Origin of the sequence: Dethiosulfatarculus sandiegensis, assembly GCF_000931935.2 — a bacterium.
In the GTDB taxonomy this organism is placed as follows: Bacteria; Desulfobacterota; Desulfarculia; order Desulfarculales; family Desulfarculaceae; genus Dethiosulfatarculus; species Dethiosulfatarculus sandiegensis.
In genome coordinates, this window is sequence record NZ_AZAC01000002.1 from 55,167 (window position 1) to 78,860 (window position 23,694).

General features: G+C 53.9%; 20 protein-coding genes. 19 read left to right on the forward strand and 1 reads right to left on the reverse strand.

Features of this window, described 5'->3' with window-relative positions:
- The first annotated feature begins 99 nt into the window (after positions 1 to 99).
- From X474_RS01915 to rsmB, 10 genes are all read left to right on the forward strand, one after another.
- Positions 100 to 1,848: a PAS domain S-box protein gene (locus X474_RS01915; RefSeq protein WP_197281923.1), complete on the forward strand. Its 1,749-nt coding sequence runs from the start codon at positions 100 to 102 to the stop codon at positions 1,846 to 1,848.
- Positions 1,806 to 3,212 (forward strand): sigma-54-dependent transcriptional regulator, encoded by a 1,407-nt coding sequence (locus X474_RS01920; protein WP_044346412.1) that lies wholly within the window; start codon positions 1,806 to 1,808, stop codon positions 3,210 to 3,212. The genes X474_RS01915 and X474_RS01920 overlap by 43 nt, the downstream gene beginning before the upstream one ends.
- Positions 3,213 to 3,611: 399 nt before the next feature.
- Complete coding sequence (locus X474_RS01925) at positions 3,612 to 4,817, forward strand: hypothetical protein (protein WP_044346617.1); 1,206 nt, start codon at positions 3,612 to 3,614, stop codon at positions 4,815 to 4,817.
- Positions 4,814 to 6,265 (forward strand): acetate--CoA ligase family protein, encoded by a 1,452-nt coding sequence (locus X474_RS01930; protein WP_044346413.1) that lies wholly within the window; start codon positions 4,814 to 4,816, stop codon positions 6,263 to 6,265. Before X474_RS01925 ends, X474_RS01930 begins: the two co-directional genes overlap by 4 nt.
- A 361-nt stretch (positions 6,266 to 6,626) precedes the next feature.
- The gene (locus X474_RS01935) at positions 6,627 to 6,848 is read left to right on the forward strand and encodes a hypothetical protein (RefSeq protein WP_044346414.1); all 222 of its coding nucleotides are present in this window, start codon (positions 6,627 to 6,629) and stop codon (positions 6,846 to 6,848) included.
- 79 nt (positions 6,849 to 6,927) lie between these two features.
- The gene (locus X474_RS01940) at positions 6,928 to 7,374 is read left to right on the forward strand and encodes a flavodoxin family protein (RefSeq protein ID WP_044346415.1); all 447 of its coding nucleotides are present in this window, start codon (positions 6,928 to 6,930) and stop codon (positions 7,372 to 7,374) included.
- A gap of 416 nt (positions 7,375 to 7,790) precedes the next feature.
- The gene (locus X474_RS01950; protein ID WP_044346417.1) at positions 7,791 to 8,921 is read left to right on the forward strand and encodes a two-component system sensor histidine kinase NtrB; all 1,131 of its coding nucleotides are present in this window, start codon (positions 7,791 to 7,793) and stop codon (positions 8,919 to 8,921) included.
- Positions 8,922 to 9,167: 246 nt separating this feature from the next.
- Positions 9,168 to 9,680 carry a peptide deformylase gene (gene def, locus X474_RS01955; protein ID WP_044346418.1) on the forward strand — a complete coding sequence of 171 codons (513 nt, stop codon included), beginning with the start codon at positions 9,168 to 9,170 and terminating at the stop codon, positions 9,678 to 9,680.
- Positions 9,677 to 10,624 carry a methionyl-tRNA formyltransferase gene (gene fmt / locus X474_RS01960; RefSeq protein WP_044346419.1) on the forward strand — a complete coding sequence of 316 codons (948 nt, stop codon included), beginning with the start codon at positions 9,677 to 9,679 and terminating at the stop codon, positions 10,622 to 10,624. Before def ends, fmt begins: the two co-directional genes overlap by 4 nt.
- On the forward strand, positions 10,624 to 11,958 hold the full coding sequence (gene rsmB / locus X474_RS01965) for a 16S rRNA (cytosine(967)-C(5))-methyltransferase RsmB (protein WP_044346420.1): 1,335 nt from the start codon (positions 10,624 to 10,626) through the stop codon (positions 11,956 to 11,958). The genes fmt and rsmB overlap by 1 nt, the downstream gene beginning before the upstream one ends.
- An 11-nt stretch (positions 11,959 to 11,969) precedes the next feature.
- Here rsmB and X474_RS01970 read toward each other — a convergent pair whose 3' ends face one another.
- Entirely contained in the window at positions 11,970 to 12,851 is an 882-nt protein-coding gene (locus X474_RS01970) for a DMT family transporter (RefSeq protein ID WP_082464079.1), read from the reverse strand.
- 484 nt (positions 12,852 to 13,335) lie between these two features.
- Here X474_RS01970 and X474_RS01975 point away from each other — a divergent pair, with 484 nt between their 5' ends.
- The 9 genes from X474_RS01975 to X474_RS02015 all read left to right on the forward strand — a co-directional run bounded on the left by X474_RS01975 (position 13,336) and on the right by X474_RS02015 (position 23,558).
- On the forward strand, positions 13,336 to 14,127 hold the full coding sequence (locus X474_RS01975) for a TrmB family transcriptional regulator (RefSeq protein WP_044346421.1): 792 nt from the start codon (positions 13,336 to 13,338) through the stop codon (positions 14,125 to 14,127).
- Positions 14,128 to 14,429: 302 nt separating this feature from the next.
- Positions 14,430 to 15,218 (forward strand): IclR family transcriptional regulator, encoded by a 789-nt coding sequence (locus tag X474_RS01980; RefSeq protein WP_197281924.1) that lies wholly within the window; start codon positions 14,430 to 14,432, stop codon positions 15,216 to 15,218.
- Between the two features lie 57 nt (positions 15,219 to 15,275).
- Complete coding sequence (locus X474_RS01985; protein WP_044346423.1) at positions 15,276 to 16,682, forward strand: M20 family metallopeptidase; 1,407 nt, start codon at positions 15,276 to 15,278, stop codon at positions 16,680 to 16,682.
- Positions 16,683 to 16,897: 215 nt separating this feature from the next.
- Positions 16,898 to 18,415, forward strand: a complete 1,518-nt coding sequence (locus tag X474_RS01990) for an ABC transporter substrate-binding protein (RefSeq protein WP_044346424.1) — start codon at positions 16,898 to 16,900, stop codon at positions 18,413 to 18,415.
- Between the two features lie 111 nt (positions 18,416 to 18,526).
- Positions 18,527 to 19,444 (forward strand): ABC transporter permease, encoded by a 918-nt coding sequence (locus X474_RS01995; protein ID WP_044346425.1) that lies wholly within the window; start codon positions 18,527 to 18,529, stop codon positions 19,442 to 19,444.
- Between the two features lie 8 nt (positions 19,445 to 19,452).
- A complete protein-coding gene (gene nikC / locus X474_RS02000) occupies positions 19,453 to 20,319 on the forward strand; it encodes a nickel transporter permease (RefSeq protein ID WP_044346426.1) in 867 nt (288 codons plus the stop codon).
- Positions 20,312 to 21,331: an ABC transporter ATP-binding protein gene (locus X474_RS02005; RefSeq protein ID WP_231688276.1), complete on the forward strand. Its 1,020-nt coding sequence runs from the start codon at positions 20,312 to 20,314 to the stop codon at positions 21,329 to 21,331. Before nikC ends, X474_RS02005 begins: the two co-directional genes overlap by 8 nt.
- A gap of 33 nt (positions 21,332 to 21,364) precedes the next feature.
- Complete coding sequence (locus X474_RS02010) at positions 21,365 to 22,333, forward strand: ABC transporter ATP-binding protein (protein WP_044346427.1); 969 nt, start codon at positions 21,365 to 21,367, stop codon at positions 22,331 to 22,333.
- 67 nt (positions 22,334 to 22,400) lie between these two features.
- Positions 22,401 to 23,558 (forward strand): iron-containing alcohol dehydrogenase, encoded by a 1,158-nt coding sequence (locus tag X474_RS02015; protein WP_044346428.1) that lies wholly within the window; start codon positions 22,401 to 22,403, stop codon positions 23,556 to 23,558.
- The last annotated feature ends 136 nt before the right edge of the window (positions 23,559 to 23,694 follow it).

Sequence of the window (23,694 nt, forward strand, 5' to 3'; positions counted from 1 at the left end):
TTTCTCTGGTAAGACAGGTTGCTTCGGGCTCTGATTGATTGTTCAGCGCCAAAGATTTCTTAAATGATTTCGGCAAAGACCGGGGGGAGGGGCCTTGTGATGCAGGATTTTGCTTCCTTTGGTTCAAACTACCGGGCCTTGGTGGAAAGCTCCATTGAAGGCATGTTGGTGGCTGATGTAAATGCCCGGATCATTTACGCCAATCCTCCAGCCGGGCGTATTTTGAATTATGCCAAGGAAGAGCTTTTTAACCTTGAGCTGAGTTCGCTTGTCTTTCCTGGCCAACGGGCCGAAACCTTACGTAAATTCCAGGACAATTTAAGGGGGCTCAAGACCCCGGAGCAGCACGAGACCCTTTTCAAAGACCGTCAGGGCGAGTGCATACCTGTATTGCTCTCCATGGAAAAGGTTTACTGGCAGAATGGGCCCTGTGTCTTTTTAGCCTTTTACGATATTACCGAGCGTAAGATGGCGGAAGAGGAACTTAGGGATAATGAGCGTAAATTTGTAAATTTAATCAGTAATTTGCCCGGGATGGTCTATCGCTGCCGCCGGGATCATGACAGCATGCTTTTTGTCAGCGCGGGGGTTAAGGATTTGACCGGCTTTTTACCTGAAGACCTTATAGAAAGGCGTTTTGTTTCCTATGCCGGCCTGATTCATCCCGATGACCGGGGCAGGGTGCACAGGGTGATAAACCAATGCCTCGGCAACCAGAGGCCCTGGCGGCTGGAGTATCGCATCCAGCAAAAAAACAAAAACGAATGTTGGGTCTGGGAACAGGGAGGCGGGGTGTTTGACACCGAAGGCCGCTTAAAGCATCTGGAAGGCTTTATCACAGACATAACCGAAAGCAAACGCACCGAGGAAAACTTAAGACGTACAGAAGAGAGGCGCACCAGGGCCGAACAAATGGCCTATGTGGGCGAGTTGGCCGCAAGACTCAACCATGAGATCAAAAATCCCCTGGCCACGATCCGCACCGGACTGGAGTTGATCAACCGGGGGCTTAACGCCAATGATGAAAACCGGGTGATCTTGGACACTGTGGTGAGCGAAATCCGGAACGTGAACCAACTGGTCTCGGGATTGCTCAGCGCGGCGGCCATAGACCATTTCCAGACCAAAGCGGTTGTGTTGCAGAACCTGGTCCAGGAAGTGGCCATTTCATTTGAGCCTCTGGGCAGGGCCCAGAAGGTGCGGCTTGAGATGGATAACCCGGACGAGCCCATTGTGATCAGTTTTGACACCAAGGCCTTTCGCCGTTTTTTCGGCAACCTGGTGATAAACGCCTTTGATGTGCTTGAGCCCGGCGGAGTGGTGAGAGTATCCAGTTGCCTTATGAGCGATGGGGAGATCGACCAGCTCTTCACCGGTTTCCCGGGCCAGGTGGTGGCTTTGTCTGTTTCCGATAATGGGCCTGGCATCCCCAGGGATCAGTTGGACCAGGTCTTCCTGCCTTTTTTCACCACCAAAAATAAGGGGACCGGCCTGGGGCTTTCCATTGCCCATGACATCATAGAGGCCCAGGGCGGAGTGCTGCAGGTTGCCAGCGAGGCCGGAAGCGGGGCCTCGTTCACCGCATATCTGCCGGTGGGGGACCGGCCGCCCTGTTACACCATACTGCCGGAGAAAAAAGACGCCTGCCACAACTGTCAGGTGGCGGACAACGACCTGTGCTGGCTCAAGCACAAGGCTGAATGCTCCTTTGGCCTGGGCGGCCTGCGCGACTGCATGGACTGCCCGGTTTACCAGCGCTACAACCTGAATTACTATGCGGCAATGCTTGAACCCGAGGTGAGTAAATGCAAGGTACCGTACTTCTGGTGGACGATGAACAGCATCTGATCAGTTTTCTGAAAAAGCTGCTTGATTCAGAGGGATATGATACAAAAACCGCTCTCACCGGTGAAGAGGCCCGGCAAAAGGCAGCCCTTTTTTATCCCGATGTAATGGTCTTGGATATCCGCCTGCCCGACACGGACGGGGTCGAGCTTATGCGGGAGCTCAAGCAAACCTATCCCCATGCCCAGTATATTATGATGACCGCCCACGGTTCCATCCAAACCGCGGTGGAGAGCACCAGGCTGGGGGCTTTTGAATACCTCACCAAACCGGTGGAGCCGGATGTCCTTTTGGTTTCCCTGCAAAACGCCATGAAAGCCAGGCGGCTCACCGAAGAGGTGGAGGAGCTGAGGCGGAAATCCAGGCTCTTGCCGGGATCTTCGGAGATCACAATCGAGCAGTACCGCTCCCCTGCCTTCCGCATGGTGGCGGACGAGGCCCACCGGGCCACGGACAGTGACGCCACGGTTTTGCTCACCGGGGAGAGCGGCACCGGCAAGAACCACCTTTCCCGCTGGATTCACGAGCATTCAGGCCGGGCGGATGGGCCTTTTTTTGAGATAAACTGTGCTTCCATAGCGCCTTCCTTGGTGGAGTCAGAGCTCTTTGGTTATGAACCCGGAGCCTTCACCGGCAGCCAGGGGCGCAAAAGGGGGCTTTTGGAGATGGCGGACCAGGGCACCCTTTTACTGGATGAAATAGGGGATATGGACCTGGCCCTGCAGGCCAAGCTCCTGACCTTTCTGGACACCCAGGTGGTGCGCAGGCTGGGCAGCGAGACCAATATCAAGGTGAACGCACGCATTATCGCCGCCACCAACCAGGATCTGGAAGAGCTGGTCCAGGAAAAGAAGTTTCGCCAGGACCTTTACTACCGTTTGAATGTACTGGTCATAAATATGCCGCCCTTGCGCAGGCGCACCAGCGATATAACCATCCTGGCCAAGGAGCTTCTGATGCGCCTGGCCCATGAGATGGATTTAAAAAATGTACCCCGCCTGGGGCCCGAGGCCTTAGGTTCTCTTGAGCGCTACCACTGGCCCGGCAATGTGCGCGAGATGCGCAATGTGCTGGAGCGCAGCCTTTTGGAGGCCAGCAGCTATGACGTGATCAACCATGTGGCCCTGGGACCCAAGTCATTGGCTTCGTTTGATCTTTCCCCGGTAACCCAGACAGATCAGTCCCTTATTGAGGTGCGTTTTCCCGAGGATGGGCTCAACTTGAAAGAAACCTTGAACCAGCTCACCGCCACCTTGATAAAGGAGGCCCTGGCCAGGGGGGCCACCAAAAAACAGGCTGCCGAACTTTTGGGTATATCCCGTCATTCCCTGACCCATTATCTCAAGGCCCTGGATATCAATGCCTGATGGTGGTGAAAAAAAATAAGGCGGTTTTCTCCGCCGGTTGGATGCGTGCTTTTCACGCATATGCGTGTAAAGCACGCATTACTTTTTTAGCCGTGCTTACAGATAGTTATGATTTCCGGCCTGTACAAGGCGTAAAATCCACGCATTTAAACAGTTTTGGTATACTTTTCGACCCTATCTCCAACTCTCCGTAATTAATAAGAAAAGATAACTTACTTGGGGCTTTTTGAGCCTGGCACGGCCCTTGTATATATCCAGGGCCAGACCGGGCGTTCTTTTTCGGGCCGGGGCATTGGGCCTTGCGCCTTGGGATATAAGATCGCCGGTCAGGGTGTCTCAAGCTTCCACCAGGTTTTTACCTTCGGTGTAATGGTTTTGGACCAAGCAAAGGAGCGAGTAATGGCAAATAAACCTGATTCGATTCCCTATGAACTGGGCGGACCGGACTGCCAAAAGTGGTTGGGCAAATACCGTTTTGCCCCCCGGGGCATAGCCTTTTTGGAACCGGGGATTGTACCCCTGGATGCCCCGGAGATGGCGGCTTACAACATCGCCAAATCCGCCTACCAGTTGAAAAGCGACGTCTTTAATCTGGACTGGCTTGCCAAGGAAACCAAGATCCCCAAGGCGGAGTTGGACTCGCGCATCCAGCGTATGTACCACGACCACCTGATCATGCTTGTCATGAACCCGGCCACCCAGGTCTATGGCTGGGGCCTTTATTACTGGCTGGTCAAATTAAAGGAAGGCACTCCGCCGGAGGTGAAAAAAGAGTTCACCGACTGGTACCAGGACAAAGATCCCATCTGCACCGGTTTTGAGACCACCGGCGGTGACTTTGACTATTACAACGGCGACCACATGAGGGTTTTGGACAACCTTCTGGCCGACGTAATCGAGCCCTGGAAGAACCGGCCCGAGGTGGATTTCGTGCACCTTTGCCCTGTGAGGCGGGATGTGCGCGAAAGCTCCATGAATATGTGGGATTCACCGGGCGAGATGTACCGGGAATTCTTCTGGTCCAAAGAGCATATGGATAAGCTGGCCAAGGTGCAGGACAAGCTTGACGCCACAGACATCAAGATCCTGGCGGCGATCAACAAGAAACGGCCTGTGGAAGATTACTTCAACTTCAAGGCCCTGGCCGATATCTCCGGTTTTGACGAAAAAGACATGCTCGCCGGCATTAAGAGCATCATCGAGCAAAAACGCATCCTGGTGCCTTTGGTGTTCACCAACTGGCAAAAGCTGGGCCTGACCTACCGCATGTTTGTGGTGCGCCTGTTCCAGATCACCCCCTGCCACAGAAAAGCCGAAATCGTTGATCAACTGGCCCAGGAAAAAGACTTTGATTCTGTCTGGGAATACACCGACAGCTTCTATGACATCGGGCTTTGGGCCTGCAACCAGACCACGGATGTGGAAGCCTTGAGGGCCAAGATCCAGGAATACGGCGAGGTTGAGGAGATCAAGGAGACAGACGTCACCCGTCAGTTTCGCCGCTGGGTCTGCCGTCTGGACGATCAGCACAATTTTTGGGAAGAGTGCGTGTTCACCGATGATTTCCTGTTGAACTTCACGGGGAACCGGGAGGTGCAGAAGTGAAAACCACCAAAGTGCGCGACTATGTTGTTGAGAGCCTGAAGTACGCTTTGAATCCCAGGACCATTGCGGTGGTGGGTGCCTCCCGTTACCCGGGCAAGGTCGGTTATCAAGTAATTCAAGGGCTTAAGGACTGGAACTTCAAGGGCCGCATTGTGCCGGTAAACCCCAGGGCCGATACGGTGCACGGGCTCAAGGCCTATCCCACAGTGGATGCCATTCCCGATGATATGGAAGTGGATCTCGCTTTTGTGGCGGTGCCTTCTCACTTGATCAAGTTTATCCTGGAAAGCTGCGTAAGGAAAAAGGTCAAGCTGGTCACCGTGGCCTCTTCCGGTTTCAAGGAAGTGGGCAGGGGTGATCTGCAGGACCGCCTGACCCAGTACTGCCGGGACAACAAGCTGCCCTTGATCGGCCCCAACCTCCTCGGCATGGGGAGCCCCTATTCCAACTTCAACTGCGGCTTTATTCCCTATCTGCCCGTGGCCGGCCCCGTGGCCATGATCTCCCAGTCCGGCGCCAACCTGCTGGCCGCCCTGGGAACCTCCCAGACCACCCGTTTTGGCATGAGTTTCTTTGTGGGCCTGGGCAACAAGGCGGATGTGGACTTCAGTGAATTTGTGGCTTATGCGGGCAAGGACCCCAACTCCAAGTGCGTTTCGGTCTATATCGAGGGCCTGGACAGTGAAGAGGCCTTTATCGAGGCCAGCCGTCAGGTTGCTCCCAATAAGCCGGTGGTGGCGATTAAGGTCGGCGGAAGCGAGATCGGCGTGAAGGCTGCCATGGCCCACACCGCCAGCGAGGCCGGACCGGGCGACAGCCACTACGACCGGATCTTTAAGCAGGCCTGCGCAATCCGGGCCACCACCTGGCAGCAGTTTTTGGATATCTCCCTTGCCTTGGGCATGATGCCTCCTTTGCGGGGCGACAATGTGGTGATGATCACAAACGGCGGCGGCAGCGGGTTGCTTACCTGCGATCACTTCGAAAGAAGCGGCATGCCCATGCGCGAGCTGAAGGATATATCTCCTGATCTGGCCCAGCGCATCAGGGCCTACATGCCCGCCTTTGGTTCTCCTTTGAACCCGGTGGATATCGCGGGCACGGCCAACCATATCCAATATCAGGGCGCCTTGAAACAGGCGATCCGTGATCCCAATGTGGATGGCGTCATGGTATCCACCTGCCCCACGGCGATCACCGATGTGGCGGCGATCACGGATGCGGTCTTGGATCTCAAGAAGAGCTTCGGCTACCTGAACAAGCCCATCATTGCCCAGCTTCAGGGCGGGGCCGAGTGCGACCGGGATATCCTGCGCCTGCGCGAGGCCGGCATACCGGCTTATCGTTGGGCCGAGCAGGCAGTCGACGCCATGGTGGCCCTGCGCCGCTATGCCAAGATCCAGGAGAGCTTTCAGGAAAAGGCCAAAGAGGTGAAGAAGGCTTCATAACAAAAGAAATTAAAAGTTAAAAGGGTCGACTGATCGGGGGGAGACCCAAGGGCAAAGTCGGACCTCTATCATGGGGTCCGGCCTGCCCAACTTTTCAGGAAAAGCCCATTGGCAAAAACGCGGATTTGCCAATGGGCTTGTTTTTCCATTTCAGGCAATTCCTCGCACCCTGTCTTTATGCAAGCAATTATTTATTGATAATGTTTGATGGTTAAATAGCCTACTTGCTCTATGGTATCGCTTAAGCTATCGTGAAATAGGAAGCTCCACTAAAAATTATTTTTCTTTTAGACAAATGTCTTGGGTAAAACTACTAATAAGGTTACTCTAGTAATAATTCTTATTAGCAAGTAGGTTTGATATGGATAAGCAATGGGTCTTTTATTTTGAACCCTTTGAGTTAAAAGCCGGGCAGAAGATCAACCTCACCAGGGGCCCGCGCCGAGGTGACTGGCTGGTCAAAGAGGTGACGGAACATAAGGTGACCCTTAAGTGTCCGGTGACCGGTAAGGAGATAAAGACGGACAGATTCTGCTTTCTGTTAGAGGAAAGGCTGGTCGAAAAATGGCCGGAGGAGCATTGATTCCCGGCCGAAAGGGCCTTTATTTCTAATCGGAAGCAACGGATAAAAACAAAAACCCTGAAAACAAGGAGGGGGCCAAGTGAGAAAGGTTCTTGTAGCTTATACCAGCCGTACGGGCAACACCGAGAAAGTGGCCGGGTACATAGCGGAAGGTCTGCGCATGAGCGGCCATGAGCCGGTATTGAAAAAAATAAGTGATATCAAAGATGCCGAAGCCATGGAAGGATATGATGCCTATGTATTCGGCTGCCCCACCTATCACAGGGACATGACCGGCGGCATGAAACAGTTTTTGTTCAAGGCTGAAAACTTAAACCTGGTGGGCAAGGTGGGAGGCTCCTTTGGCTCCTACACCCACAGCGGCGACGCGCCCAAATACATTTTCGACACCATGCAGTTTGTTTACAAGATGGATATGACCGAGTTGGGCTCCTTAAATATATTGGAAGGTGATATCGACAATCCCGACGCCATTAAATCAGGGCAGGACTATGGCAAATCCATAGGCGTCAAACTCCCCGTCTGATTTTTTGATAAATGCCGGAAGGCTTCTCTTAAAGGGCCTTCCGGTTTTTTCCCACCTTTTTGCGCCCTTGTTTTTATAATAGTAACAAGTAAGTTTTTTGAGGGGTTCGGTGAAGTTTACGGCCCGTGGGCTTAGATTCGGCTTATTCCCGCCCCTTGCCCAAAATCAAGTGTCATGCTAGAAAAAGACTAAGAGGTTTGGGAAAAACTGAAGGCTTTTGTAAAAAAAGGCCGATTTTATTTCGTCCATAAACAGAGCCTTTGGTTTTTAATTTGCCCTGCCCTTGAAACCGGGCAGGCTTGGGCCACATGAAAAAGATGGCTTTTTGTGGTCTTTCGGGCCATGTGCGGTCCGGGCCGGGGGGCCTTTTTTTAAGAGGCTTCCCCAGTGCACGCCCGCCCCAATGAGGCCAGTTCATGACTAAAAGCGCCGGTGATCCAAATAGCATAACCGATTTCAAGGCCATGGCCCTGGAGTTGGACAAGTACCGCAGGATCATAGAGACAGCGGATGACGCAGTGGTCTCCATAAATGAGAACCACGAAGTTGTCTTTATGAATAAAGCGGCGGAAAAGCTGTTTGGCTATCAGCGCAGCGAAATCATGGGCGGCGATTTAAATATCCTGATACCTCAAGAATACCGGGAACAACATCGTAAATTTTTGAATAAATATTTGAGAACCGGCCACCCGCGCATGATGGGCACTGTGGCCGAGGTGACGATTGAAAAACGCGACGGTGCCAAAATTCCGGTTTCCATCAGCTTGAGCGGCGGGGTGTCGGAAAACGGGCGCATGCTTTTCACCGCCATAATGCGGGATCTGAGTGCGGAACGCTCACTGACCCAAAGGGTGCAGGAGGCCGAGGCCCTGGCCGCGGTGGGCAAGATGGTGGCCACGGTGAGCCATGAGATAAAAACGCCTTTGGCCCTGATCGGCGGCTTTACCAGACAAGTGACCAGGGAGCCGAATATAAGTGAAAAAGGCAAGCGAAAGCTGGAGATAGTCCTGGAAGAGGTGGGCCGCCTGGAGAGTCTGCTAAATGAAATCAGCGACCTTTCCAGACCCTACCGTTATCAGTTTGAAGAATTGGATATGTGTCAGGAGTCTGCCCAGGTGTTGGAGCTGATGACGCCCTCACTGGGAGAAGCCGCCAACGGATTGAGCCTTTTATGCAACAAGGGCGTGCCAAAGGTTATGGCCGACAAAAACCGTTTACGCCAGGTTCTGATCAATCTGGTTAACAATGCGGTGCAGGCCTGCGCCAAAGAGGAACCCAAGGTGGAGGTAGAGGTCGCTCCCTGGCCCAGGGGCGGGGTTATCCTCGAGGTCCGGGATAATGGCCACGGCATACCCGAAGAACACCAAAAAGAGCTTTTCACTCCTTTTTTCACCACCAAAAAACAGGGAACGGGCCTGGGTTTACCCCTGGCCCGCCGTATAATCAGGGATCACGGCGGCAAGATCAAGGTCGTGAGCCAGGTGGGAGAGGGCACAACCGTGCTGGTGGCCCTGCCTGCCAGGCCCAAACAGGGAAATGAATCCTGAGACGGGCTTGAACCCCTGACCCGGGTGGTTATATTACTAGTACAATGAATGCTTTTGAAACGATTGGCTTCTTCCCCGATTTTTAATTCCATATGGGGCTGTTAAGCCTTTTTTTAAGGGCCTTGATTTCGTGAAAAGTCGAAATAGCCGGATATAACCAGTAAGATAAGGTTTTTGTTGGCAGGATGCGCCCTTTGGGGCCATTGGTTGTGAACCGGCTTTATGATTTAATGATGGAGAGCCAAGATGGCTGTTATTCCTATTTATACTTATCCTGATCCCGTGCTGGCCAAAAAGTGCGAAGATGTGGTCGAGATAAACGATGAACTCATCACCCTGGCCCATGATATGGTCGACACCATGTTCGAGGCTCCGGGAATCGGTTTGGCCGCACCCCAGGTTGGCCGTTCCATCCGTTTGATAGTGGTTGACTTAAACCCCGGCGAGGATGCGGCCGAGGCTGCGTGCCTGTTCAACCCCACCATAGTCTCCAAAGAGGGCAGCTCCTGCATTGAGGAGGGCTGTCTTTCGGTGCCGGATTATGCGGTTGAGGTGCCCCGGGCCGCCAAGGTTGTGGTCGAGGCCCTGAATGAAGAGGGTAAAAAGATTCGCCTGGAGGCGGAGGGCATGCTGGCCACCTGCCTGCAGCATGAAATAGATCACCTGGAAGGCACGGTGATCATAGATTATGTAAGTTCCCTGAAGCGTTCTTTATATAAAAAGCGCCGCTTGAAAAAGATGAAAAAGGGTGATGCATGAGAGCAAAGACCCTGGTTTTCATGGGCACTCCGGATATTGCCTGCCCGACTTTGACCGCCGCTTCCAAAGCAGGTTGGCAGGTTAAGGGCGTGGTCACCCAGCCCGACCGCCCTGCCGGCAGGGGTAAGAAAGTAAGGCGCTGCCCGGTTGCGGCCCAGGCTGATGACCTGGGATTTTTGGTGCTTCAGCCCGAGAGGATTGCCGCCCTTAAAGAAGAGCTTAAGAGCCTTGACGCCCAGGCCTGTGTAGTTATGGCCATGGGCCAGATCCTCCCCAAGGAGATACTTGATATCTTTCCCTTGGGCTGTGTGAACCTGCATACCTCGCTTTTACCCCTTTTAAGGGGGGCGTCTCCCATTAACCAGGCCATAATCCAGGGTTTTGATACTACGGGAGTGACGGCCATGATGATGGACCAGGGCATGGACACAGGCCATATCATCATGCAGGAAGAGCTGATTATAGATATGCAGGAGACTGCGGGAAGCCTGGCCGACAGACTTTCGGCCCTGGCTGCCGATCTTTTGCCCCGTACTTTGGAAGCCCTTTGGAAAGGCGAGGCAACGTGGACGCCCCAGGATGGCGGCAAGGCCACTTATGCGCCTGTAATGAAAAAAACAGACGGGCTTCTGGACTGGAATAAAAGCGCCGAGGAACTTGACCGACAAGTCAGGGGAATGGACCCCTGGCCCTCCGCCTTTACCAGCCTGAACCAAAAACAGTTAAGGCTTTTTGCCCCCACCTGTTTGAGCGACTTTGACCACAAGGCTAAACCCGGCACTGTATTGCCTCCCCAGATGGAGAGGCCCGATATGCTCTGGGTGGCCTGCGGCCAAGGGGCCTTGGGTCTGGGCCAGGTCCAGGCGGCCGGTAAACGCCGCATGGAGGCCCGCAATTTTATCCACGGTCTGCGTGACAAACAGGGCTTTTGCCTGGGAGAATAATGGAACCTCGCCGCCTGGCCTTTGACACCCTGCTAAGACTTGAAAAAACCCCCCAGCGCCTGGAGACCGTGCTTAACCGGAATCTGGCCGCCCATGCCAAGGCCCAGCCGCGGGACAGGGCCCTGGCCACCAATCTGGTCTATGGGGTTTTACGCAACCGGCTTTACCTGGACCACCTGCTCAAGCCTTTTTTGCGCCAATCTTTGGAAAGTCTCGATCTGCCGGTGCTTTTAATTCTGCGCCTGGGAGCCTATGAACAGGAGTTTCTGTCAACTCCCACCTTTGCTTCGGTGAACGCCTATGTGGAGCTGGCCAAAAAGGGCCCGGCCAAAAAGGCCAAAGGCCTGGTCAACGCCTGTCTGCGGGGGCTGGACAGGGGCAGAAAAAAGGTCAAGCTGCCAAATTCCGAAACCAACTTAAATCAATGGTTAAGTGTTCGTTATTCCCATCCCTTGTGGCTGGTCAACGAGCTGGTGAGCCTTTGGGGTGAACAAGAGGCGCAAAGCTGGTGCGAAGCCAACCAGGAAAAACCCGCGCCCACCATCAGGGCCAACACCCTTAAAACCTCTCCCCAGGTTCTGACCGGGCTTTTGGCGGATCATGCCAAGGAAATAACCTCTCACACCTTGGACCCGCAAGTATTGGTGCTTAAGGGCCTTAAGGGCGGGGTGATGAGCCTGCCGGGCTTTGACGAGGGCTTTTGGCAGGCCCAGGACCCGGCCGCCACCTGTGTGACCAGGCTTTTGGGGGTGGAGCCGGGTATGCGGGTCTTGGATCTCTGTGCAGGGGCAGGCGGAAAATCCGGCCACTTGGCCGAGTTGATGAAAAACCAGGGGCAGCTTGTCTGTGTGGACCCTTCCGCCGGTCGGGTAAAGGCCCTTAAGGAAAACCTGGCCAGGTTGGGGGTGAAAAACGCGCGGGTGCTGAAAGCGGAGGCGGATAAGCTCGATGCCAAGCAAATGCTCTATGACCGCATACTCATAGACGCACCCTGCTCCGGCCTGGGGGTGATCGGGCGCAGGCCCGACCTCAGGTGGCGCAGATCAAGCCAAGATCCCAAACGCCTGGCCCTACTCCAGTCCGAAATTCTGGTCAAGGCGGCGGAAATGCTTTGTCCCGGCGGCGCGGCCCTTTACTGCACCTGCACCATGATGCCAGAAGAAAATAAAGAGGTGATAGAATCCTTTTTACAAAGCCACCCCGAGTTTTCTCTTGAGCCCGCACCGGACGAGTACACAAAGGATTGCTGGACCAAAGACGGCTTTTTCCGGACCATGCCCCATCGCCAGAAAAGCGATGCCTTTTTTGCGGCCAGGCTCAGGAAAAAAGCTTGATTTAAAGGGTGTTATGATTTCAGCTGGGCAAACAGCATGCCCGCGAACATAAGCACGCAGCCCAAAAGGGAGCGAGCCGAAAGCACTTCATCCAGGATCAACCAGCCGGTCAGGGCGGCAAAGACCGTCTCCAGGCTCAGGATTATGGCAGCATGGGCAGGGGGGGCTTCTCTTTGGGCCACCACCTGCAGGGTGTAGGCCACTCCCACACTCATGATGCCACCGTATAAAATCGGGACTGCCGCCCCCGTCAATCCCTGGATAGTGATGGGCTCCAACCAGAGAGCGGTGGCCAGGCTCAATATGGCGCAGGCCACATACTGGGCCGCAGCCAAGCGCAGCACATCAATCCTGGGTGAGAGCCAACCCAGAATCAACACATGACCGGCCCAGAAAAAAGAGCCTAATAACTCCAAAAGATCGCCTGGGGAAAGGGTAAGCTCCTCGGTGACACTTAAAAAGTAAAGGCCCAAAAGGGCCAGAAAAGCCCCCACCCAGCCTCCCCAGGCCAGTCTGTAACCCCAGAAAAGCCCGACCAGCGGCACCAGAATCACGTAAAGGCCGGTGATAAAGGCGGCTTTTCCCGCGGTTGTGTAGACCAGTCCCACCTGTTGAAAGGTGGCGCCAAAGAAAAGCACCGCCCCGGTCAGGGCTCCTCCCCAGAGAACGGGTCTTTTTTGGAAAAACACCGGCAGATCCCCGCCCCAGGTCAGACGCCCCGGTTTCTTTAGAATCAAGGGCCACAAGGCCAGGGCCCCCAGGGCAAAGCGCACCCCGTTAAAGGTGAACGGCCCCACATGATCCATGCCCATTCTTTGGGCCACAAAGGCCGCGCCCCAGATCATGGCGGTGATAAGCAAGAGCGAGTCTGCTTTGAGGGCTTTGGTGTTCAATTAGCTTTCCCTTGCAGATAGACAGGTTACTGAATTGAGGCCGCCGCGAGGTGCAGGACGCACCATGCAACGCTCCCGAATTGGCAAAGTATCCTTTACTTTTTTTTCAGTCAAGGGAAATGAAAAACAAGGGCATTGGAGAAATCCGTTTGCAGAAAACAGTTAATGGAAAAAGTGGAAAAGTATCTGAAAATTAGTTTACGGGCCTGTTTTAAGCCTTGTTCATAGTATTGAAAGAAACGCTTTTACGGTTTTCGGAACAGGACTAAAACTGTCAATTTAGTAACTAATTGGAATAATTGTTACAAAAAATATCATCCTTTGAAAAAAACGTTGACTTGGCATCAATTGAGGGCGTAAATTGTTGCTACCTTAGTGGTATCAAACATGGCTGTCTGGCCGGGTGGGGGGACCGCCTGAATCGGTTAATTAATTTAAGATTGCAGGCCAGACAGCCTCATTCAATCCCAAGAAAGATGTTTTATTGGGAGTCTTTGAAAGCCTTAAATCCCTGGGATTCACCAAGTACGAGATAAACTGCTATCTTGCCCTGTTGAATGATAATCCCACAAACGGTTCCACCTTAAGCAGGAACTGCGCAGTACCTCGCTCCAAAATCTATGACGTGCTGCGTAAGATGGCGGGCAAGGGCCTGGTGGTGGAGATTCAGGAGGGGCTTTTCGCGCCCTTGCCTCCCCGTGAGCTTTTGAAAAGGCTTAAATCCGGTTTTCAAGAGAATATCAAGACAGTTGAGGACCACCTGGCCAATAATACCGCTAAAGGGGCCGGTTATGACTATGTCTGGACCATAAAGGGCAAGGATCATATCCTGATCAAGGCCAGGCAAATGATAAAAAGTGCTCAAAAAGAGCTGTATATCCGCCTGACTCCGGTTGAGGGAGAGGTGCTGGACCCGGAGCTGGAACAGGCCGAACAAAGGGGAGTGGCCCTGCGCTATGTGTCGCTGGGAAGGCCCGGCAAACGGTTTGCCATCCAAGTGGAGCACCCGGAAAGCGAACGTCTGATTAAGGTTTTGGGCGGCAGAATCATAGATATAATTGCCGACCGCAAAGAAGCTCTGGTCGGCAATTTCCCTCTTTCTTCCCATGTCGATCCCCTGGTGAACTGGACCAGGAATTATTGGTTTGTCAGCACCAGCCGGGACAGTGTGCGCCACGATTTTTACCACTATTATCTTTACAAGCTTTATGACTGCAATGAGTTTCTCACACCTGAAGAACAGGCCGTTTATCAGTTGATAAAAGCAGACGACTGATATAACACAGGTTTGCCTTTCATTAATATTCTTTTTTTATTTTCTTAAATTAATACTGCCACTTAACCGGCAAATTGCTGATTTATCAGCCTGTCGTCCGGGTCTTTTGCTGTTTTTTGGGTTGCCTGGTTAAGACCGGTTTTTGCCGGTTTTCAGTGCACCCGAACCCTTGATGCCTTAAACCGGTTTAACTGGTTAGCCAATCCCCATGCTTGGTTTTTGCTTGACAAAAGACAGAGAAAAAAGTTATGTTCGTTATCATAAAAATAAGTTTTGTAATAACGAACAAATCTGGAGGGATGGTGAGCGTCAAATCTGTTGAAAGGGCGGTGAACCTGCTGAAGCTGTTTTCCAGGCAGGAGACTTGGCTGGGAATAAGCCTGATCGCTCAAAAAATGGATATGTCCAAATCAGCGGCCCATCAAATGGCCACCACCCTGGTCAAGGCGGGAATGCTGAAAAAGGATCCGTCCACCAAAAAGTATTGCCTGGGTTTGAAGCTGTTCGAGTTTGCCATGATTCAGCCGGATATAGTGGATATCCATCAAAAGGCGGCCGGGCCTGCCCGCTACCTTTCCCGCAAAACAGCCATGACCAGTCATCTGGCGCTTTGGGACGGCCATGATGTGGAGTTGGTGCATTCTTCCAGCTTTCCCCAGGCCAGGCCGGTTGTGTTCGGGCTTTTGGGGCCCAAACTCCCTGCCCATGCCTCTGCCCTGGGCAAGGCCATTTTATCCAGTTTGAACCCGGAAGACCTGGCGGCCTTTTTGGAGCAGGCTGAACTCACCCAGAACACGCCAAAAACCATCACCGACCTTGAGGGGCTGAAAAATGAGCTGACGAGGGTCAGGCAAAGGGGCTATGCCCTGGAAAATGAAGAGCTGGTCACCGGCGGCATGGGCCTGGCCGCGCCTTTTTTCAAGCAAAACGGAGAAGTCTGCGGTGCGGTGAGCCTCTTTTCCATTCCCGAGCGGCTTAAAGACCCCGCCAAAGTCGATGGGCTGAGCCGCCAGGTCATGGAGACGGCTTCTGAGATATCGAGCCTTTACGGCTGCGCGCCTGAACGCATGAATCTGGCCGACCGCAGTTGATAAGGATTATCTGGTTTGTTCTGAGCTTGGGATTGTTGCGCCCCGGGGAGGTTTTTGGTGAGTAGAGAAAAAGCCATTTTAAATGCACAGGCGTTTTTTGATAGTGGAGAATTTTTTGAACTTCTGGCCAAAAGGGTTGCCCTGCCCACGGAAAGTCAAAATCCTGCCAGGGAAAAGGAGATCAGGTCTTATCTGGAAGATGAGATGATCCCCAATCTCAAAAGGCTGGGATTTGAGTGCCGCATACTGGATAACCCGGTCCTGCCCCGCCTGCCCATGCTGGCCGCTCAAAGGATGGAAGACCCGGGCCTTGACACCATCCTGACCTATGGCCATGGGGATGTGGTCCGGGGGTTGGATGATCAATGGGAAGAGGGCTTGAGCCCCTGGCGGCTCACCAAAAGGGGAGACCGCTGGTACGGCCGGGGCGCGGTGGACAACAAGGGCCAGCACGCCCTTAACTTCACCGCCCTGGAAGCGGTGCTCAAGGCCCGGGGAAGGCTGGGCTTTAATTTAAAGGTCTTGATCGACATGGGCGAGGAGATGGGATCTCCGGGGCTTTATGCGGTCTGCGAAAAAGAAAAAAACTACCTGGCGGCCGATGTGCTGATCGGCAGCGACGGCCCCAGGTTAAAGCCGGAACAGCCCATGCTCTGCGGCGGCACCAGGGGGCTTTTGAATTTCGACCTTATCGTGGACCTACGCGAGGGAGGCCACCATTCGGGAAACTGGGGCGGCCTCCTGGCTAATCCCGGCACCATACTGGCCAATGCAGTTTCCTGTTTGATCGATAAAAACGGGGTGATACAGGTTCCGGAAATGAGGCCGGACTCCATTTCTCCCAGAGACAGGGAGGTGCTGGCCGAGGTGAAAGATCTGGGGGTGGACGGTCCGGCCCAGGATCCGTCCTGGGGAGAACCCGGATTAACCCAGGCGGAGAAGGTCTTTGCCTTTAACGCCCTGGAGGTGTTGGCCTTTGAGACCGGAAACCCGGCCAGACCGGTTCACGCCATACCGCCTAAGGCGTTCGCCCGCTTGCAGATTCGTTTCGTAAAGGGCAAGAGGCCGGAAGAGTTCATACCGGCGGTGCGCAGGCGCCTTGATAAAAACGGCTTTGAGCGGGTTTTGGTAAAACCCACTTCTGATGACACCCTGACCGCCAGCCATGGCCAGGGCATCTGCCAGGCCACCAGGCTGGACCCTGATAATCCCTGGGCCCGGCTCACCATGGCCTCGGTGCGAAAAACAACCGGCAAAAATCCCGTTTTCCTGCCCAATGTGGGCGGTTCACTGCCCAATGACGTTTTCACCGATACCTTGGGCATGCCCACGGTCTGGATTCCCCATTCCTATCCCGGCTGCTCCCAGCACGCACCCAATGAGCATCTCCTGGCTTCGGTGTACCGCGAGGCCCTGGGCATAATGGCCGGGCTGTTCTGGGATCTGGGGGAAAGCCAGGCTTAACGGGAAACGGAAAATGGGGGGATTCAGAGCCTAAAGTCAGTATTAACGGGGTGTTGAAAAAGCCGTCCTTGGCTTTTTCAACTTGCTCATATCGCTTACTTTCTAAGTCTGGGCGATATGGCGGGCCATCATTCTAAAATGCTTTGGCATTTTTGGGGTGTTTCCATGGCTCGCATAACAGGGCGTTTTCAACACCCTACTAAAGGAGGGTTCCAATGGTTCGCATCTTCAGGTTATGCATCTGTCTTTTAATTGCAGGCCTCTTCCTTGTGGGGCAGGGACAGGCCGCCTCGGCAGGGCCCAAGGGGGAGTTGGTGATAGGCACCGAGGCCGAGACCTCTTCTCTGGACCCCATGAAGGCCTGGGTCACCTACGGTCTGATCGTAAGCCGTTTGCTTTATGACGCACCGATTTCCTTTGGACCCAACGGAGAACTGACTCCGTCCCTGGCGGAAAAATGGGAGATCATAGATGACAACACCTGGCGTTTTCATCTGCGCAAAGACGCCAAATTCCATAACGGCTATCCCGTGTTGGCCGAGGATGTGAAGTTCACGGTTGAACGCATCCAGGATCCTGCCAACAAATGCCGTTTCCGCACCCGTTATGCCAACTTCAAGGAAGTTAAGGTCATAGATGATCATACCTTTGACATCATAACCAAGTCCCCGGATTCCCTTTTGCCAAATCGGGTGGCCTTTTTCGTGAGGGTGGTCTCTAAAAAATGGGTTCAGGAAAACGGTAAAAACCCCTTTGCCAAGACAGCCATGGGCACGGGTCCCTTTAAATTTGTGAGCTGGTCCAGGAAGGATCGAATGGTTCTGGAGGCCAATCCCGACTATTACCTGGGAGCGCCCAAGGTGAAAAGGGTGGTTATAAGGCCTATTCCGGAGATGGCGGCCCGCATGGCGGAACTCAGGGCCGGCGGCATTCAGATCGCCACCCATGTGGCGCCTTTTTTGATTCCCCAATTGGAAAAAGACCCCAACCTGAACATACAAAAGGTGCCTGCTTCAAGGACCCTTTTCATGGTGATGAACACCAGGGATGTGGAAGAGTTGAAAAATCCCCTGGTGCGCCAGGCCCTCAACTATGCGATTGATAAAATGGGGATCATAAGCGGCATTATGAGCGGTCTGGGAAACCCGGTGGGCCTGCCCGCCCCTCCCACAGTGGCCGGAGTGGACAAGTCCATAGCCCCTTATGAATATAATCCGGCCAAGGCGATGGAGCTTTTGAAAAAGGCGGGTTATGCCGACGGGTTTGAACTCAATGTCTATTCCCCCAGCGGCCGTTACCCCATGGACAAGGAAGTGGCCCAGGCCATAGCCGACCAGCTCTCCCAGGTGGGGATAAAGGCCAAACTCAAGGTCATGGAGACCCAGAAATACTTCCGCACCTATATCAAACACAAAATGAAGGGAATCGCCCTGATCGGCTTCGGCTATGCCTATGCGGACCAGGACTCCATGGTTAACTTCCTGCTTTCAAATGCAACTTACTCGTATTTCACCTATCCGGGCATGGATGAGATGGTGGCCAAGATGCGTTCTGAGCTGAACCGTGAAAAGCGCTATCAGACAGCCCATGAGATCCAGAGGATCACTCATGAAAAATGCCCCATGCTTTTTTTGTTCAACCTGGTGAATGTGTATGGAGTTTCAGACAAGGTTGCCGGTTTCAAGGCCCGTTCCGATGATTTTTTTGACTTGAATCAGGTAACGGTCCGCTGATTTTCCGATTTTAACAGGCTCTGCCCGGTCCTGCCGGGCGGAGGCCTCCCGGCAGGGTGCTTTAAGCTTATAAAAATGAGTTTTTCCTGACGGTGGGCATGGACGGCGCTCATGGTGCGATACATTTTAAACCGGCTTTTTCAATCGGTTTTAATGCTTTTGGGGATAACCCTGGTAATTTTTGTGATCACCAATGTCCTGGGTGATCCGGCTGCGCTTTTGGTGGATGACGAATTCAGCAAAGAGGAGCAACTGGCCCTTCGCCATGAAATAGGCCTGGACCAGCCCCTTATGGTGCAGTATTTCCGTTTTGTCGAAAAGGCGGTGCAAGGCGATTTCGGCCAATCGCTACAGATGCAGACCCCTGCCTTTGAACTGGTCTGGGAGCATCTGCCCGCCACGGTGGAGCTTTCCCTGGCCGCGATTTTTTTTGCGGTTTTGTTTGCCATACCCCTTGGTATTGCCTCGGCCGTAAAGCCATATTCGGTTCTGGACCGCGTTTTAAGGGTGCTGGCCCTTTCCGGGCAGGCTGCTCCTGGCTTTTGGTTGGGGATCATGGCCATTTTGTTCTTTGGGGTGAAGCTCAAGCTGCTTCCGATCTCCGGCAGGGGAGGCTGGGAACACCTCATAATGCCCGCGGCCACCCTGGGTTTTTACGCCCTGGCCGCCATTATGCGGCTAACCCGTTCGGCCATGCTGGATGTGCTGGATAAGGACTATATCCGCACCGCCCGCATAAAAGGGGTTCACGAAAAGTCCGTGGTCTTGAAACACGCCCTTAAAAACGCCCTGGTGCCGGTGATAACTATCGTGTCCCTGTTCATGGGGCGTCTTTTGGGCGGAGCCGTGGTTACGGAGACCATTTTTGCCTGGCCCGGCATGGGCAGGCTGGCGATCGGGGCCATCCAAACCAGTGATTTTCCGGTGGTTCAGGCCGCAGTGTTTTTGATGTCTTTGTTTTTCATTCTTATCAATCTTCTGGTCGATATCCTTTATTCCTTCATCGATCCGCGCATTACCTACAACTAAGGTGACAGATGTCCACGGTTATTGGAAAAATCAATAAGTTGCGTCATTTCCCCGTGGCCGGAGGGCTGATTCTATTCCTGTTTGTCTTTACCGCGGCCTTTTCGCCCTTTATCGCACCCCATGATCCGGTGAGTCAGGACCTTAGGCAAACCCTCCTTCCCCCGGCCTGGGAAACAGGAGGCAGTCCGGAATTTCTTTTGGGTACAGACAACATGGGCAGGGATGTTCTAAGCCGCCTGATCCACGGAGCCCGGGTTTCTTTGGTGGTGGGGGTGGCCTCGGTTGCCCTTGCTCTTATTCTGGGGACGGCCCTGGGGCTCTTGGCCGGTTATCTGGGAGGCTGGGTGGAAAACCTGATCATGCGCCTCACGGATATGCAGCTGGCCATGCCGTTTATTTTAATGGCCATCGCCATTATAGGAGCCCTGGGACCAAGCACCAAAAACATCATCATAGTTCTGGCGGTGTGCAACTGGGCCACCTATGCCCGCCTGGTGAGAAGTGAGGTCTTAAGCGTCAAGCATGAGGAATTCGTGGAGCTGGCCGTGGTTGACGGCTGTTCCATGCCCCGGATTCTTTTTTTTCACATCCTGCCGAATGTGGTTAACACCATAATCGTCATGGCCACTTTGGATATGGGCCGCATGATCATTTTTGAGGGGGCGCTGAGCTTTCTGGGGCTCGGCGTGCAGCCGCCGTCCCCCACCTGGGGAGGCATGCTGGCAGACGGCAGGGCCTATCTTTCGGTTTCCTGGCAATTGGCCACCTTCCCCGGGGTGGCGATAATGCTGGTCGTTCTGGGGACCAATCTCTTTGGTGACTGGCTGCGGGATATTCTGGACCCCAAGCGCAAAAGAAAGATGCAGGGTGCTTAAAACCAAAAAGGGCAAGGTGGCTGAATTGGCAAGAGACGTTCTTTTAAAGGTTGAAAACTTGGAAACCTGCTTCTTCACCCCCAAGGGCGTGGTGCGGGCTGTGGACCGGGTGAGCCTGGAGGTGGATCAGGGGGAGATCCTGGGCCTGGTCGGCGAGTCCGGCAGCGGCAAGACCATAACCTCGCTTTCAGTGCTGGGACTGGTGCCGAAACCCGCGGGCAAGGTGGTGGGGGGCAATATCTGGTTTAAGGGAGAAGATCTGCTTGAAAAAAGCGAAGACCAGATGAGAAGCCTCAGGGGAAGCCAATTGACCATGATTCCCCAGGACCCGATGACATCCCTTAACCCTGTGTTTAACCTGGAAAATCAACTCTCAGAGCCCCTTATTCTGCATCAGGGGTTAAAAGGCGGGAAATTAAGGGACCGGGTGATTGAGATGTTTAAGATGGTGCGCATTCCTTCTCCCTTGAGACGCTTGAAACAGTATCCCCACCAGTTCAGCGGGGGCATGAAGCAAAGGGCCATGATAGCCATGTGCCTTTCCTGCATGCCCGACCTTATCATTGCCGATGAGCCCACCACTGCCCTGGATGTGACGATCCAGGCCCAGATACTCAAGCTTTTGAAGGAGCTTCAGGCGAAAACCCGCACAGCCATAATTTTCATCACCCACGATCTGGGGGTGGTGGCCGGACTCTGCACCAAGGTGGCGGTGATGTACGGCGGCATGATAGTGGAACAGGCGGATGTGAAAAGCATATTTAAATCTCCCTTGCATCCCTACACCCAGGGGTTGATTGCCTCGGTCCCCAGGCTGGGCCGCAAAAAAGAGCGGCTCTTTGCCATAAAAGGACAGCCGCCGAATCTTCTGAACCCTCCTTCGGGCTGTCGTTTTTTCCCACGCTGTTCCATAAGAGTGGAAAAATGCGGGATCTCTTTGCCACCTATTTCCGAAGTCGAAAAAGGCCGCCTGGTCAGGTGTTTCAAACCCGGCCCGGCCCTTGGAATTTAATAATCCGGTTGTCCAGGGAAAGAGTTTCCGGCCATGTCTGAAACGGTTTTACAGGTTAGCGGTCTTAAAAAATATTTCCCCCATCGCGAGGGATTCTTCAGTAGACAGGGAAAATCCTGGATAAAGGCGGTGGACCGGGTTTCCTTTGGCATAGAAAAGGGCCGCACCTTCGGCCTGGTGGGCGAGTCGGGCTGCGGCAAATCCACCACCGGCAAGGTGATCTTAAGGGTGCTGGACCCCACCGACGGTGAAGTGCGTTTTTTGGGCGAGGATATCGCCGCTATCAGCGGAAAGAGTCTCAAGAACTTCAGAAGGCGCATACAGGCCGTGTATCAAGACCCTTACGCCTCCTTAAATCCCAGAATGAGGGTGGACCACATTGTGTCCCAGCCCCTTTTGACCCATGTCCTTTACAAGGGAGGCCGCCGCGAAGAAAGGGCCCTTGAACTCCTGAAAAAGGTGGGCATCTCCCGGGAACAGGCCCGCAGATATCCCCATGAGTTCAGCGGCGGCCAAAGGCAGCGCATAGGTATTGCCCGGGCCCTGGCCCCTGATCCTGATTTCATTGTGCTCGATGAGCCGGTTTCGGCCCTGGATGTCTCTATCCAGGCCCAGATCCTGAATCTCCTGGCCGATCTTCAGGAGGAGATGGGGCTCACCTATCTGTTTATTTCCCATGATCTTTCGGTGGTGGAGCATATCTGCGACCAGGTGGCCGTGATGTACCTGGGCCGGATCGTGGAGTCGGCTCCCACCGGGGAGTTATTCCGAAACCCCAGGCATCCCTACACAAAGTCTCTTTTATCCGCCGTACCGGTGGCTGATCCGGAATATGAGCTCAAGGCTATTCCCCTGGTTGGGGAGATACCCAGCCCCCTTAATCCGCCCAAGGGATGCAGCTTTCATCCCCGCTGCCCCGAGTGCATGCCCGAGTGCAGGGAACAAGAGCCTTTTGGGGTCAGTGTTTCTTCGGGTCACTTGGTTCACTGCCATTTGTGTTAAAACATAAGGTGCCGCAAGTTGGATGGATAGCTTGGCAAAAGGCCTAAGATCCTGAGGAGGAAGAATAATGAGCGCAGATATTGTCCGACAGCACTTAAGCCCCGGACGCATACTTTTTGGCCCTGGTTCCCTGAACGATTTTGTGGAACAATTTCCCGATGACCAGGTCTACACCCTGATGACGGACCAGGGCATTGCCCGGACCGCCCTGTTGAATAAAGTGACTACGGCCCTGGAAAAGGCGGGCAGGCGTTTTGTGGTTTTCTCTGACGTGGTCAGCGACCCTCCGGTCGAGGTGGTGGAAGAGGCCCTTGCCTTTACCAGGCAAAAAGGGGCCGGTGCGGTGATCGGACTGGGAGGCGGCAGCTCCCTGGATGCGGCCAAGGGCCTGGCCGTGCGCATGGTTTCAGAAGTTCCCTTGCGGGAATATGGAGACGGAAAACCGGTGGAAGGGCCGATCGCACCACTATACGCCATACCCACCACTGCCGGGACCGGTTCCGAGGTCACCAGGGTGAGTGTGATCACAGATACTGTGAAAAAAGAGAAAATGGCGATCAGGGGAGAGCATCTGGCCCCCTTGGGAGCGGTGCTGGATCCAGAGTTGATCGCGGGCATTCCCGCATCGGTGGCGGCGGAAACGGGAGCAGACGCCTTGACCCATGCGGTGGAGGCCTATGTTTCCCTGAATTCAAATCCCATAACCGATGCCCTGGCCATCGCGGCCATAGAGATGATCGGCAAAAATCTGGCGGATTTTGTGGCTGATTCCCGGAACCGGGAGGCGGGGCTGAAAATGCTATTGGCCAGTTGTCTGGCCGGTCAGGCATTCAGCAACGGCGGATTGGGCCTGGCCCATTCCATGGGCGAGCCTTTGGGGTCTTATTTCCACCTCGGCCACGGTCTGGCCTGCGCCCTTTACCTGCCTGTTATCATGGAGTTCAACCTGTCTGAGGCCCAATATAAATTTGCCAATATCGCCAGGGCCCTGGGCCACGGCATTGATAATCTGGCCCAAGCCGACGCCGCCGACTTGTCGGTGAAGGCGGTGAAGGACCTTTTCCGGGAAATCGGGCTGCCTAAAAATTATCGGGAAGCGGGGATCAAGAATTTTGAGCTGAATCCTCAGATGGTGGATGATGTTTTTCCCCAGTTTTCCACCACCTGCAACCCCAGAAAGGCCGATGCCAAGGAAATCGAGGCCCTTTACAACGCCTTGGCCTGAGGTTGATTTGTCTTGCCAAGTTCCGGATTGGGTTGCTATGCATTGAGGCAGGCCGGAGCTTTTGCTTTTAGCCTGCCAAGGGTTTAAGCAAGGCCCCATTTGGCCTATACTTGTTTAACGGCTTTTTAACAAACAG